We start from the raw sequence: 14,010 nt of genomic DNA, 5'->3' as shown, positions 1-14,010 counted from the left end.
CCTCGCCTGACAGAGCATTTTTAAGTTCTTATTTTTTCAATAAATGTCCCAGAAGGCGTTTTACCTTTCAATCCACCTATGAGCCGTAAAACGCCTCCGAACTTACATGTCAATAACTCTATTTTTTGGCCACACCAATTATAATATAGTTCCATTTCTCAGGAATTATTTTTGAAAATATAAACCTGTCGAAAAAATTTAATCTTTCTCTTTGCTTTTCTGTTCTGCCAAAACAGGAAATAAATCCTGTGGTAACATACTCAACACTTGAAAATTGGTGTAAATACTCATTCATCTCGTTTATTGTCACATACCTCCATTCATCTCCCCATTGGATAAATTTAGATCTTAGTATTTTATGTACAGGAGACGCTGATAGATTTTCAGCAAACCAATATTCTCCTCCTTTCTTTAAAGATTTGTATATTTCTGATATGGCAATTTTCTGATTTTCAGCATTGTTATTACGCCCTATACCTCCGATAACTGATTTAGACAGCACAATATCTAATTCATTTTCATATGGTATATCCATTGCATTTATATCTTTATATGTAATAAAATCACTAAGATTATGGTCTTTGTGTTTTTGGTAGGCTTTTTTATTTGGACCGCCGAGATCTGAGCAAATTACTTTCGCGCCATTTAGTGCGCCCCATAATGACAACCCACCGTTTCGGCTGCCAATCTCCAAAACTTTAGCATTTTCTAAGTCATTTTTTCCTTTTGAAAGCCAAAAACACAAGCACTTAGACCAATTGTTAACGTCCCATTCAATGATATCGTTTAAAGTAGAGCGTGAAAGATCTTTCATTACATTACACCTAACGTTGATTTATATCGGGATAACTTCCGATATGTAAAGATATTAAGATAGAATAAAAGTTTAGAGAGAAATTCATCAGCCCCATGGGAGAAATAAAATAAGAACTCCATAAAACAGCCTTGCTTAGCAAGAAGAAAGCGGGGAACGTGGTAAGTACATAAGTTATTTCTACATGACAATCTAAGGTTATATAATCTAAGAAGCAAAATACACAGAGTGAAATTGCCAGTAATATATTGATTATATGGTTTTTTTTCATATATTATTATCAATAGGGAGTCGTATAGTAGTAGAAATTAGTTTCGTTTTCTAAAGACAAAAAATCGAGATCTGGTCAGGTTCCTTGTTAGTACTACATGGTGTATTCTTCTGTTACAGTATTTAGAGTAATCTAATATCTCAGTAAATCAGGCTAATGTAAACAGGAAAGTTCTAAATGTCCCTTAGTAACTTGAGTATTAATTACGAAAAAAAATAACAAAAGTACATAGCGTAGTAAACAAAAAGCGTATTGATTCATAGAATTTTTTTAATCTGATGCTAGATAACCAAGACACAGGATAATGATTATGTTTTGTATAGATTATTTTACTTCTCACTACAGGCCTTATTTGTATTTTTCGTAGTGTAAAGTTCATTTAGAAATTTTATCTTCCGGTAATGAACTATATTTCACGATCTTATTACTAAAGTTCAAGACATCATCTTGATTTTCACATATTTCATTAGATAGCATCTTACAATTTCTAGGTATTGTAGGCTCCTGAATTCCTGTCCATTCTGAAAATAGCGTTAAGAAGCTCATTGAATTCCGCTGTGCGTTAATAATTTTACGTGATGTATCATCGTAAGATGTAATGAACATAGGAACCTGATAATTCTGCTTATATTTGTCATTATGAGCAAGCCTCATCTTCTTAGTATCTTTTTCAAAGAAAGAAACTCCATGATCAGCAAAATACATCAAGGACCAACTCTTCTCATTTTTCTGTACTTCACTAGTAATTATTGACAACAAATCATCAGTATTTTTAATACTCTGTATATAACAAGAAATCTGCTCTGATTTGAAAAATACTTTGTATTCATAATTTGTTCTGATACAGGCTGGGGAATGTGATTCCATCAAATGGATAACAATTAGCTTTTTCTCTTTCTTATCCTCTAAGGCTTTTTTCACAATTGGTATTATATTTGTATCAGGAATATTTCTATTGAGACCAGAACTGGATTCACCTTTTTTAATAAATAATGGAGAATCAGCCCTCGCTCCCATACTGGCAACCGGGGTGTCAAACAATCCCATAGAACCTTGATTTGATATCCAGTAGGTATAAAAGCCAGCTTTTTTTGCTAGTGTAACAATATTATTGCTTAAAATATCTTTGCCATTTTTAACCATTGCTAGAGAACTTGCCAGTGATATCTGGGTTGATGGACCTGCTGAGATATAATTTGTAAAAAGTGTCCCATTAGCAATACTCATAAAAGGTGTATTGTGTACTGAGAACCCATACGCATTCATAAAATCTCTACGAACATCTTTAACTACCCTAATTTCAGGAAGTCCAGAGTCGAGGATGTTAAATTCTTTACCTTGTATAAAGGCTTTTAAAGGGTGGTGTATTGTCATGATTAATGCAAAGGAAAACAGAAAGATATTGATTTTTTTATATAAATTCATTCTCACTTTCAAAGATAACAAACAAAATATTAGAATTAGCAAGCTAAAAAGATAATGTTCAGCTGGAATAGAAGAGATAAATTCACTGGCTTCTTGTTCATTTGTATAGAATAACGAAAGAATTGAGTTGAAGTTTGGTGATCCATATGTAAGCCCAATAGGGGAATAAATGAGTGCTACGATACCAAGAACGATAAGAAGGGATCTATAAGCTATAATTACTTTATTCAGCGATAGAAAAATGAAGAATACAGCGAGTACATACCCTATTTTTAAACGATAACCCAAAGCTATATGAACTAAGAGACAAAAAATAAAGAGTGCTGCAACTGGCAATAGCTTGATTAGGTGGTTTTTCGTAGCTTTCATATTTATATATGAACAAGATATCATATAGTGGAGGAAAGTAGTTTAGCTTTCAAGAAGACAAGAAAAACTGAGATTCCATTTCTTCATTCAGCTGAATTTTCTATCAATACTATACTTCTTAATTTTCATCATGTGAATAAGAATAATCTGGTATTTTGGTAAACCTGAATACTTATAACAATATAAAATAGCTTCAATACACTGCTCTATTAGCTACTGAAAATCAGGAGTGCGTGAATCAATAAACATCTTATTCACTATACCATGTACTTTATATCATGTTTTTAGTAACTAATACTTAAGTTACTAAAGAGTAATTAGAGATTTCCTGTTTACATTACTCTATTTTTCTGAGATAAATGTTTACATTTTTGGCTTTAAAAGAGAAAAATTAATTTAGAAATTGGTTGTCGTAATGGCGGTTTGTCATTATAGGTATCACTAAATGAGGCTAAGGTAATTTTTTCAGATCTTGGAGGCCCAAATGAAAAAAACCACCAAAAACATAAAGACCATAATCTTAGTAATTTCATTACATATAAAAATATAGATGTGCTAGACATACCATATGAAAATGAATTAGATATTGTGCTATCTAAATCAGTTATCGGAGGTATAGGGTGTAATAATCATTTAGGTTCATAGTGTGAAATGAGGGTAAACATTCCCTTATTTATTAGCATCTAGCATACACTGAATAGTTTATGGTGAAAAAAAGGGGGGGGGATTACTGTGCAATTGTACAGTAACATCCTCCCATAATGAAGGAGAGAATAAAATCTTCCATCCTTTGAAATTCTATTTATTCCTCAAATTCATCATTGTGACTTGGTCATAAGAACCACACCTTTATCAGTTGGATATTCAGCTTTTGGGATGCAATGGACGTATGGCACTATTCTTATTTCGGCTGTTCCTACTATTCAATATTAGGAGCTTGTGAAATATCAACTCGACTCAACATCACTCTGTATTTCTTCCATTCCAGCAGAGCTGCTTTTTCAGTTTCAGTAGCAATATCTAAGTCAACGGTGTCTTGCAGCAATACAACCGCTGCTTCATACGGAAAAATAATTTTTGCTTCATTGATCTGATGAGATGTAGGAAGAGATGAGAGTATCTCATTGTATCAAAAAAGAAAATTGGGTATAATACGATCAATAAATTATAACATTAAGTGAGTATGTTAGATGAAGAAGTACTTGAAATATAAAGCTGTTGATTTATTTCTACGAATTTATACTAAATGCGAAAATTTTGAAAAATCTAGGGATAACTTTAATGAATTAGAGGAAAAAAATTTTTCATATATAGTAATCTATTCTACTACAGCACTGGGTGATTTCTTAATGAATACCCCTGCAATACATGCCATAAGGAATAGATTTAAGAATGCATTCATTACATTAATTTGCCATCCAAAACTAGAGTCGTTTTTAAAGAGTGGAAACGATTGGGATAAGGTTATTACGTGGAGTAATAAAATAAATCATGTCCCAGCACTTTTAAAAAAGATAAGAGAATCAGGTAAACCTGACTTGGCAATTATACTTCACTCTCATGCTCCATATGACTACTTAAGTGCTGTAATGTCTGGTGCCAAGTTTATTTTTAGAGATAATTATTTTGAAAATAAATTAATTGAAAAATGGCTAACCAATTACGTTGAATCATTTAGAGGCCATCTCATTCAGAGAAAATTAGAATTAGTAAAAATATTAGGATGTGAAGTAGCATCTAAATCCAGTATTGAAATGCGTGTTCCATGTCATATTGATTCTATTAAGAAAGATCATCTGTCTATTGGTTTTCAAATGGGGGCATCATCATCTGAACGTTGTTGGCCTGTAAGAAATTTTTTTCAGGTTGCATCTCATATTTTAAACAATGATAGTACTACAAAAATAGTGTTGGTGGGATCACCTGATGACATATATTTACAACAAAAATTTATTAAATTATTGCCAAGTGAGTTTCATTGTAGAATTAGTCAACTAATAGGAAAGACAACACTAGTAGAATTAACTCAAACAATAAATGAACTCGACTTGCTTGTTACTGGTGATACAGGTCCTATGCATATAGCTATTGCACTAAAAGTACCCACAATTAGTTTATTTGTTACCGCAAATCCATTCTCCACGGGACCACATCAAGATCCTGAAATTCATAGAATAATAATAGGCTCCTCATTAGCTATAAATTATAAAAAACATACTCATATAATGGAGATTATATCTCCCGATATAGTGATATCTGAAGTTAATAATATATTATTCAATAAATAAGAACAGAAAGTTAGAAGAAAAACCAAAATATTGGCTCATTCTGAAGAGAGTAATAACGTCAGTAAAACTTACCCTTATTGGGGAAATCCAGGGATACTTTTTACCGTGGTTTGTTGTAAACGGGAATATGGATGCCCACTGGATATATTTCCGGTAAGGGAGTGTATGAAGCATCCGGTATTCGGGTATATAGTTCGATAAACAAGCCGTCACCGGGAGAACTCGGGGCATATACCACAGGTGAGTGCGATAGGAGATATGGCAGCAAAAATACAGCCAATAAAGCTGCTAACGGTTGGTGGAAATGTGGAGATACTGGGGTGATTTATCAATGGGGAGTAACTTGAGTTTTAAAGCCACAAGAAATTATCGCGGTTCAGCTACCTGTTAGATTCTCTAACGCATGCATGATTGTAATGTTGACGGTGAATCGAATAGGAGTCGGTAGTGGTGTAGCTAACGGTTATGCTGCTGATCTGAGTCCATCTTCATTCAAATTGACTAACGATTTTGCTGTTAGTGGTATTAGTGTAGGTTATTATTGGTTCGCAGTGGGGTATTAATTATGTATTATTACAGTGCAACAACTAACGCATTTTATCCAGTCGAATGGAAACAGGACTATATTAATGCCGGTTCATTTCCAAACGATGCAGTGGAAGTCGATAAATCTGTTTTTATTGAGTTTGCCGGCAGTATTCCTCCAAAGGGTAAATATCGTATAGCGGGTAAAAATGGTTTACCAGAATGGGCAGATATCCCACCACCAACAAAAGAGGAATTGATATCTATTGCGGAAAGCCAAAAAGCGCAATTCATATCTCTTGCAAATGAAAAAATAATGCCACTTTCTGATGCAGAAGAACTTGATATAGCAACAGATGAAGAAATGCTATTACTCAAAGAATGGAAAAAATACCGTGTCATGCTTAACCGAGTTGATACGTCAAACGCACCAGAAATTGACTGGCCAATTACGCCATTATCGTAATTAACAAAAAGACCGGGATTAGAGTAATACCCGGTCTTTATCATTTTATTTATTCTAATACTATATACCCTTCATCTTTCAAGTTGCTGCTTTGTTGGCTGCGTTCACTTGCCGCCGCACTGCAAATTGAAATCTGTTGGGTATAGGTTGTAAATACTCTGTTATTATTCAAGCTATTTTCTCTCAAGACCTATTAACCATATAATATTGGAAGTTTTACACGTCCTTGACATATTTCCTATATAGCTAACTGAATAATAAAGTTTACCCACAAGCGTTTTCTAAGATAGAAAAAATTTCATATATTATGGTTTTTTATTGCCAGATTTGGTTTTTCAATGTAATTTATGCCGAATAAAAATACAATAAGTGTGTAATAGTAAGAAATTAAAATTGACGATAACACACTGGTATAAAATGCAAAATAAACTAAGTTATTAAAATGTCGTTATTAATCAAAAAAAGCTGTATCAATTGTGATATGTGTATCAATTAGATTAAATTAATTATAAATCAACACATTATCATATTGTGTTGCGATTTGCTTTTCTGTCGTTTTTACATGTAACACAAAAATACCCCTTCCAGTAACACAAAAATTTTCAATCTGAGCTTGATAAAAATTATTTTATTGGTTATATATATAGCATAAATAAACAGCACACGTGGAGATTACATTATGCTTCGTATTGAAATTCTCTTTGATAAAGAATCTAGCAACAAACCCTCAAAAAAGTACGCGATGCCCTTCGTGAGAGAATCATCCAAAAGGTCGGAAATAAATATGGATCTTTAAACGTCAGGGTAGCCTTAAGCTCATCAACATCATTAATAGTCAGTGGTACCAAAAATGATGATGATGCTAAAGAAATAAACCAAATCATTGAAGAAATTTGGCTCGATGACTCATGGGTTCCTGCATAAAAATACAGTTAAATAGGTGATACCATGATTAAACTCGAAATCAATAATGCCGAATATATTGCTCAGCTAAAAGAGGCTCGTTTATCTGCAGATAACCCTTATGGCTATCTATTTATGGATATTATCTTTTCTGATCCAAAGTTTGACGAGAATACCTTTGAAATGAAGGATGTTAGACGAGAGCCAATGAGAACGTATATGACCGAGGATGTGGCAAGAGATTTGCTTGAGAAGTTGGAGTGGTATTTTAGAGATAGTTTCAAAATGAAGAATTAAGGCGACTAACATAATTAACATCAATATCATCATATGCATTGCCACTTCAATCAAATTCTCTTAGAATAAGTATATAAAAGCCATTATATTTTAATAATTATGAAAATATTTGTTATCAACTTACCAAAAGACAAAGAAAGAAAAGCGTCCATTCAATATCAAGCTGATAGACTTGGATTAAATGTAGAGTTTATTGAAGCAGTGAATGGAAAAGATTTATCAGAAGATGAAATCAACATCCTAAGCAAGGACTTTCATCAACATGGTATGACTCATGGGGTTCTTGGTTGTTCATTAAGTCATATAAAAATATATGAAAAAATGATAAAGGATAATATAGACATAGCATTAATTCTAGAAGATGATGCCTTACTGAATGAGAATATTATTGAATCATATAATTTAATTGAAAGTTATAATTATAAGAATAAAGATAAACCTAATGTATATCTTTTAAGTGTAGTAAATGAATATATTGATACATTTAAAACAAAGCTCTCCACCAAATATAATTTGGTTAATGTTATTGATGCAGACTATACCTATGGATACATGCTCAATATCAAAGCTGCCAATAATCTTCTAAATTTTTTAACACCAGTTTGGATTGAGGCTGATAAGTGGAGATTTATGAGAGAGCATGGTGCTATTAAGTTAAAAGCGATTATTCCGCATGTGATTGATGTTACCCCTTTATCAGCAGTATCAACATTAGAAAGTGATCGCTCAATAACATTAGAAAAAAGAATAGCATTCTTTAATGAACAATATCAAAATAGAAATTTATATGTAAAACTCAGAGCCTTTCTTTGGAGAATTTTTGTTCGTAGCTGGGTTAAACGTATAAAAATATAATTATTATTGAAACTACCTTTGATAAGGAATAATTTTGAAAATATTACATGTAATCAATCTACAAGGTTTTGGTGGTGCTGAGCGACTTTTTATTGAGTATATAAAAAATAGCTCATTTGATAATGAAATATTGTGCACCAGCAACTACTTAAATAAAAATTTAACTTCAGAACTTGAAGATTTTAAGATCACTTATGCAAATAAAGTTGCTTCAACATCGATAAAATATCCGACTTTTTTAAGAAAATTTATTCTTACAAAGAAAATAGAAAAATCCAAGGCTAATAAAACTATCATTTGGGATTTTATCCCTAGATTATCAAGAAAACCTAAAAATACAGACCTTATCTATTATGATCATGGTTGTTCTTGGCAATATGATATTAATAATAAAACATTAAAATTTTTCCAAATATTAGATTCAGCGATTGCAGTTTCTCATGCATCAAAACGTATAATGGAGTTAAGATTTAATCCCAGCATAGAAATACAAACTGTAATAAATAAATTATCCTGTAATGCAATAAAAAACACCAAAATAAAAAATAGAGAAAAAATTGTATTAGGAACAGCATCTAGATTAGTAGGAATAAAAGGTATTGGTATTTCAATACTCACATTAAAACAATTATTAGATAAACACATAAAAGCAAATTTAATTATCGCAGGAGATGGTGAGCAAAAAGATGATTTGTATAATTTAGCAGTAAAGTTAGGAGTTGAAGAAAACGTAAGCTTCATTGGTTATCAATCCAATATGACCGATTTCTACTCAAAAATAGATATATATATGAGTACTCCTATTCTAGAAGCTTTTGGGTTATCATGTATAGAGGCTCTATCTAATGGCATTCCTGTAATATTTCCTATGTCTAATGGTCAACCTGAAGCAATAAAAGATAAGTATTGTGGTGTAGGAATTATTCCCGACATGACTACAGAAGAGTATTATCAACAAACTGGAATTAAAGCTGATTGTTCATATGATGCTTATGATCCAATCAATGATTGCTTAACTTCACCTAAATTGATTGATCCAAATAAGTGCGCTACAGCTGTGCAATATGTGATAAATAATTATAGCCAACTAAGTAAAAATTCATTGGAATGGTCAAAAGAAACTATGAATTATGATTTATTTATAAAAGAATTTGAACTATCCATTTTAAAGTAAAAAATTAAGACAGATAAATATAATATCTGCCTTATTAAATATATATTAATACCCAATCGCTAAATAAAAACAATCTATATAACCAGCATTACCAGTTAATGTAAACCCTGTTTTAGATCTATTAGTAGTACCTAACATTGCATATCCTTCTGCCGCAGTAACCATAATAGCTAATACCGCATTCGGAAAAGGCGTTGGAAATTTAAAATCTAATGATTGTCCTGCACTCCATTTTAATCGATTCCATTGTTGCATTATTCCAGTATCTCCACATTTCCACCAACCGTTAGCAGCTTTATTGGCTGTATTTTTGCTGCCATATCTCCTATCGCACTCACCTGTGGTATATGCCCCGAGTTCTCCCGGTGACGGCTTGTTTATCGAACTATATACCCGAATACCGGATGCTTCATATACTCCCTTACCGGAAATATATCCAGTGGCATCCACATTTCCATTTACAATACCACCAGATTTTGGATATGCCCCCACATCCCCGGCAGTCGGTTTATGATTCGGACTATAAACACGCAGCCCACTCTCGTAGATGTGTCTTTTCGCCCACATGTCCTGCCCGGAAACAACATCGGCAGTATCTCCAGACTTCACATACCCGGTGGCATCCACATTGCCATTGACAATACCGCCCGATTTTGGAAACGCATTTCTCGCCTGTGTCACCGTTTCCGCTAAACCAAGGTTTTTTGTAACCGATTAACTCACCGCAATTCTTGCCAAGGTAGCGTTTTGAAGCATTGAACGAGGCTGGATACGATAAAAATCGAGGAGATTTACGTGTCAATAAATGACCAAAATAATGATTTAGCAAGACATGAATTGATTGTGAGTGGATTGCGAACAAATTTTGGGTAATAAATGAGCGTATTTGTAGGGTTCACTTGCTCAAATCTTCAAGATCCAAATCGAGTTGGTAAGTACGATATAGAACTATTGTCTCTTTCCTAATCCGCTAAATTCCACCCATAGGCTTTAACTTCACAGGATTAACGCTATTGAAACAAAGTGAAGTATGATCGGCTAGTTAAAAAAAGACGCCAAAAAGCGAAATCGAGCTAGCTAAGCGCAGACTGGAGGAAATCAAACATGAAATTAAAAACCCATGACGAATTACATGATGAATGGATGAAAGATCCGGAATACCGGGCAGCATACGAAGTAGAAGAACGAAAAGAAAAATTACAAGCGTTGCTAGCTGAATGGCGTAATCATGCAGGTATTACACGCGCTCAAGTGGCTGAATGTATGGGCGTTAAGCCACCGACAGTTTCTCGCATGGAAAGCAATATTAACAAAGCCAGCATAGATACTCTTGCGCGTTATGCCCAAGCTTGTGGTATCGAAAAAAACCAGATAACGCTTTAACTTTCGTCAGATCTACCCGGTATCTTTATCATGCAATTGGAGGTTATCATGTTTTTCTCAGTAGGTGTTGAGTTTCCGAAAGATGAAAACACCGCGTATGACTTGGTTATTCCTGCGTTGTGTACCGAAGATTATGGTTGTTTCTCTGCTGCTGATAATAAAGAAGACATTGCGATAATGGCGCGTGAAGCTATCTTGTTAACTGTTGAAGATATGGTCGCAAACAGTAGCGGTGTTGAACAAATTCAGGACCCAGGCTATCGGGTCTATGTAAAAAACACAGAATATCAATACATTGATAGTTGGTTTGTTATTGATGTTGATTTATCTGAGTTTTCCGGGAAGCAGCAGCGTATTAATATCTCATTACCCGATACGCTCATTCAGCGTATTGATAATCGGGTCAAAGAAAGCCCAATACAATATCGAGATAGAAGCCACTTTTTAGCGGAAGCAGCAAGACATGAACTTAGGTAGCATTTGGTGCACGGATGCACCAAGCATTCAATTGATGTTATGTTTGTGCTTTTCTATATGTTCTGACCTCTTATATTCCTATCATCTATCCAGTTGTCAGATAATATTTTTAGTGTAATTTCTGGCTTAGCTAGTTTTTGTTGTAAATTATCTGTTACGAAATTTTTGGGAGGCCATCAGGGGGCTAAGATATTCTAATACTTTTATTTTATTATCATTAATTCGCGGTTTTAATCCAGGTTGAGTTTAATAAGATATAAAGATACCGCCATTTTTTCCAGTATATTCCGTTACATAGTCATAGCTTACTACTGGTGGTCTATCTGTTTGACAGATTACAGTCAAATCTTTCCAAGGCTTCATTCTTGGACTAAAATTATCATGATGTATTAAATTAATAACGTCTGCTCCATATGGAGAACTAACGCTCTACTTTATCTTTAAATTAATAATTTATTGTGATCAGGGTTTGAAATATTTAACAAACTCTTCCTTAATGCGGTAAAGACTTTCGAGAGTATTATCAGGTTCTTACGTAATTAACAGTTAAGTGGCTAATCGTTCGGTTATTAAAAGATATTCAGGGCTTCTCTATTTATAATATTCTGATTTGCTGAGATATTAGATTACCCTGAATTCCGTAGTGTAATAATACACTACATAGTACTCATGGAGAACTTGGTTGGATGAAAAAATAAATCTCATTTTCTTTTTTTAGAAAGTTAAACTGATTTCTACCGTTGTACGATATCCTATTGATAATAAATATGAAAAAAATATATATAATATTACTGGCTACTATACTCTGTATTTTTTGCCTTTTATCTCATGTAACTTTGGGTTGCCGAGTAAAAATAGCAGCATATTTCCCTGCCATATTATCTACTTTCTTATTGCTAAACGAAATTATAATGGAGGTTCGTAAAGTTCTTATTTTATTTCTTGGTATCGTCACTCTCATTTATGCCTCTATGAGCCTGATATATGGCTCTCCGGGCTTTAGTTCCTATCTATATCCTTCATCTTTCTAGTTGCTGCTTTGTTGGCTGATTTCACTCACCCCAGTCACAGAGTTATTTATGCTCCTGGGGATTCGTTCACTTGCCGCCGCGCTGCAACTCGAAATCTATTGGGTATATTCTTATATCGGGATTGGCCCGAAATAAATCAACGCTAGGTGCAATCTAATGAAAAACATTTCACGCTCTACCTTAAACGATATCATTGAATGGGATATTAATAGTTGGTCTAAATGTTTAGGTTTTTGGCTTTCAAGAGGAAAAATCAGTCTAGAAAATGCTAAAGTTTTGGAGATTGGTAGCCATAATGGTGGTTTGTCATTATGGGCATCATTAAATGGTGCTAAGGTAATTTGCTCAGATCTCGGAGGCCCAAATAAAAAAGCTTATCAGAAACATAAAGACTACAATCTTAGTGATTCTATTACATATGAAAATATAAATGCGCTGGATATACCATATGAAAATGAATTAGATATTGTGCTGTCTAAATCAGTTATCGGAGGTATAGGCCGTAGTAATAATGTTGAAAATCAGAAAATTGCTATATCAGAAATATACAAATCTTTAAAGAAAGGAGGAGAATATTGGTTTGCCGAAAATCTATCAGCATCTCCTTTACATAAGATACTAAGATCTAAATTTATCCAATGGGGAGATGAATGGAGATACATAACAATAAACGAGATGAATGAGTATTTACACCAATTTTCAAGTGTTGAATATATTACCACAGGATTTATTTCCTGTTTTGGCAGAACAGAAAAACAAAGAAAAATATTAAATTTTCTTGACAGATTTATATTTTCAAGAATAATTCCTAAAAAATGGAACTACATTATCATTGGTGTAGCAAAAAAATAGAGTTATTTACATGTAAATTTATAGTATGGAATGAGGGGAAATACCCCTCATTTTTGTAATTCTGGCAATTTAAATAAAGTTGCAACTAATACATTTAAATTTATTTAACAGAAAATTCTATACTTACACTGCGATTTCTTACCCAAAATGCCTGGCTATTATAACAAATTTGGCCTCCACAGATGGCATTTTCAACTATATCAGGACAGCCTTTAATTAAGGTATACCATTCTGGACTAGCTCCATCTGAATTAGCATGACCACGGCCATGCTGAAATGTGAGTGTACAGCTTTCTGAGTCTGTATTGGAAATATTAATATAACTAACATTCCAATTTACAGTTTTAGTTTCATTTGTACATCCTTCTACTAAGTTATTATTATCTTTCAAATTTCCCAGATAGGTTTGACCCGCTTCTAAACGTATTTTTTTATCTCCACTATCGTACATGCAATTAGATGATTGCGTAACAAGGGTAATGCTCTTTGTGGCGGACGAGTTTTTAATTTCTAATGCATATGTGGCTGATAGATTAGAGATCTTATCCTTCGAAATTTCTAATTTCGCCTTCTCCTCGGTAACGTTTTCTTTTGTCTCAGTAGCGAAAGCTAATTGTGTTGACGAAGATAAAATCACAATAGCTGTACCAATTAAAGTTTTCAAAGTCATCATATTAATAAGCTCCTTTGATGAAATTATTCGGAACTTCATTGTTGAACGTTATTGATATCGTAATGGTAATTATAAGTATAATTCATATTTTTATATATTGAGCTATTTTTGTAAAAAATTAACTTTCTGATATGTATTGGGATGTAACCTGATGAAATGTTAGTGAATATATCTTTTACAAATGTGGTTTATTTTGTAAATAATAAC

17 protein-coding genes are annotated in these 14,010 nt (G+C 33.1%); 11 read left to right on the top strand and 6 right to left on the bottom strand.

Translation table 11 applies throughout. The features are described from left to right. Positions 1 to 118: 118 nt before the first annotated feature. The 3 genes from BDD30_RS03510 to BDD30_RS03495 form a co-directional block, all read right to left on the bottom strand. On the bottom strand, positions 119 to 814 hold the full coding sequence (locus BDD30_RS03510; RefSeq protein ID WP_015833731.1) for a methyltransferase domain-containing protein: 696 nt from the start codon (positions 812 to 814) through the stop codon (positions 119 to 121). A 646-nt stretch (positions 815 to 1,460) separates the two neighbouring features. Next, on the bottom strand, positions 1,461 to 2,879 hold the full coding sequence (locus BDD30_RS03505; protein WP_015833729.1) for a phosphoethanolamine transferase: 1,419 nt from the start codon (positions 2,877 to 2,879) through the stop codon (positions 1,461 to 1,463). Between the two features lie 919 nt (positions 2,880 to 3,798). Beyond that, complete coding sequence (locus BDD30_RS03495; protein ID WP_015833728.1) at positions 3,799 to 3,924, bottom strand: tail fiber assembly protein; 126 nt, start codon at positions 3,922 to 3,924, stop codon at positions 3,799 to 3,801. A 157-nt stretch (positions 3,925 to 4,081) separates the two neighbouring features. On the opposite strand from BDD30_RS03495, the gene BDD30_RS03490 reads away from it, so the two are divergent. The 4 genes from BDD30_RS03490 to BDD30_RS03480 all read left to right on the top strand — a co-directional run bounded on the left by BDD30_RS03490 (position 4,082) and on the right by BDD30_RS03480 (position 6,158). Further along, a complete protein-coding gene (locus tag BDD30_RS03490; protein ID WP_170152938.1) occupies positions 4,082 to 5,167 on the top strand; it encodes a glycosyltransferase family 9 protein in 1,086 nt (361 codons plus the stop codon). Between the two features lie 131 nt (positions 5,168 to 5,298). Further along, positions 5,299 to 5,514 (top strand): hypothetical protein, encoded by a 216-nt coding sequence (locus BDD30_RS03485; RefSeq protein WP_015833726.1) that lies wholly within the window; start codon positions 5,299 to 5,301, stop codon positions 5,512 to 5,514. Positions 5,515 to 5,583: 69 nt separating this feature from the next. Beyond that, positions 5,584 to 5,730, top strand: a complete 147-nt coding sequence (locus BDD30_RS23405; RefSeq protein ID WP_158307057.1) for a hypothetical protein — start codon at positions 5,584 to 5,586, stop codon at positions 5,728 to 5,730. A gap of 2 nt (positions 5,731 to 5,732) precedes the next feature. Then, on the top strand, positions 5,733 to 6,158 hold the full coding sequence (locus BDD30_RS03480) for a tail fiber assembly protein (protein ID WP_015833724.1): 426 nt from the start codon (positions 5,733 to 5,735) through the stop codon (positions 6,156 to 6,158). A 49-nt stretch (positions 6,159 to 6,207) separates the two neighbouring features. Here BDD30_RS03480 and BDD30_RS24595 read toward each other — a convergent pair whose 3' ends face one another. Next, on the bottom strand, positions 6,208 to 6,330 hold the full coding sequence (locus tag BDD30_RS24595; RefSeq protein ID WP_015833723.1) for a hypothetical protein: 123 nt from the start codon (positions 6,328 to 6,330) through the stop codon (positions 6,208 to 6,210). 587 nt (positions 6,331 to 6,917) lie between these two features. Here BDD30_RS24595 and BDD30_RS03470 point away from each other — a divergent pair. The 4 genes from BDD30_RS03470 (at position 6,918) to BDD30_RS03455 (ending at position 9,387) form a co-directional block, all read left to right on the top strand. After that, the gene (locus BDD30_RS03470; RefSeq protein WP_331430144.1) at positions 6,918 to 7,082 is read left to right on the top strand and encodes a DinI-like family protein; all 165 of its coding nucleotides are present in this window, start codon (positions 6,918 to 6,920) and stop codon (positions 7,080 to 7,082) included. Positions 7,083 to 7,106: 24 nt separating this feature from the next. Further along, a complete protein-coding gene (locus BDD30_RS03465; protein ID WP_041381747.1) occupies positions 7,107 to 7,358 on the top strand; it encodes a hypothetical protein in 252 nt (83 codons plus the stop codon). 99 nt (positions 7,359 to 7,457) lie between these two features. Next, positions 7,458 to 8,213, top strand: coding sequence for a glycosyltransferase family 25 protein (locus BDD30_RS03460; protein ID WP_015833722.1), 756 nt, complete (start codon positions 7,458 to 7,460; stop codon positions 8,211 to 8,213). Positions 8,214 to 8,247: 34 nt separating this feature from the next. Further along, positions 8,248 to 9,387: a glycosyltransferase gene (locus BDD30_RS03455; RefSeq protein WP_015833721.1), complete on the top strand. Its 1,140-nt coding sequence runs from the start codon at positions 8,248 to 8,250 to the stop codon at positions 9,385 to 9,387. A gap of 45 nt (positions 9,388 to 9,432) precedes the next feature. Here the strand turns inward: BDD30_RS03455 and BDD30_RS03450 are convergent, their stop codons facing one another. After that, a complete protein-coding gene (locus BDD30_RS03450; RefSeq protein WP_121302541.1) occupies positions 9,433 to 10,068 on the bottom strand; it encodes a gp53-like domain-containing protein in 636 nt (211 codons plus the stop codon). 423 nt (positions 10,069 to 10,491) lie between these two features. Here BDD30_RS03450 and BDD30_RS03445 point away from each other — a divergent pair, with 423 nt between their 5' ends. The 3 genes from BDD30_RS03445 (at position 10,492) to BDD30_RS03435 (ending at position 13,130) form a co-directional block, all read left to right on the top strand. Further along, complete coding sequence (locus BDD30_RS03445; RefSeq protein WP_015833734.1) at positions 10,492 to 10,770, top strand: helix-turn-helix domain-containing protein; 279 nt, start codon at positions 10,492 to 10,494, stop codon at positions 10,768 to 10,770. A gap of 48 nt (positions 10,771 to 10,818) precedes the next feature. Continuing rightward, positions 10,819 to 11,247, top strand: coding sequence for a type II toxin-antitoxin system HicB family antitoxin (locus tag BDD30_RS03440; protein WP_015833735.1), 429 nt, complete (start codon positions 10,819 to 10,821; stop codon positions 11,245 to 11,247). 1,187 nt (positions 11,248 to 12,434) lie between these two features. Beyond that, positions 12,435 to 13,130, top strand: coding sequence for a class I SAM-dependent methyltransferase (locus BDD30_RS03435; RefSeq protein WP_015833738.1), 696 nt, complete (start codon positions 12,435 to 12,437; stop codon positions 13,128 to 13,130). Between the two features lie 100 nt (positions 13,131 to 13,230). Here the strand turns inward: BDD30_RS03435 and BDD30_RS03430 are convergent, their stop codons facing one another. Continuing rightward, complete coding sequence (locus BDD30_RS03430; protein ID WP_015833739.1) at positions 13,231 to 13,803, bottom strand: hypothetical protein; 573 nt, start codon at positions 13,801 to 13,803, stop codon at positions 13,231 to 13,233. Between the last annotated feature and the right edge of the window lie 207 nt (positions 13,804 to 14,010).

The sequence above is a fragment of the Photorhabdus asymbiotica genome (assembly GCF_003634575.1).
Classification (GTDB): Bacteria; Pseudomonadota; Gammaproteobacteria; order Enterobacterales; family Enterobacteriaceae; genus Photorhabdus; species Photorhabdus asymbiotica.
Note: the sequence above shows the minus strand (reverse complement) of the source record. Positions and strands in the feature narration are given on the sequence as shown.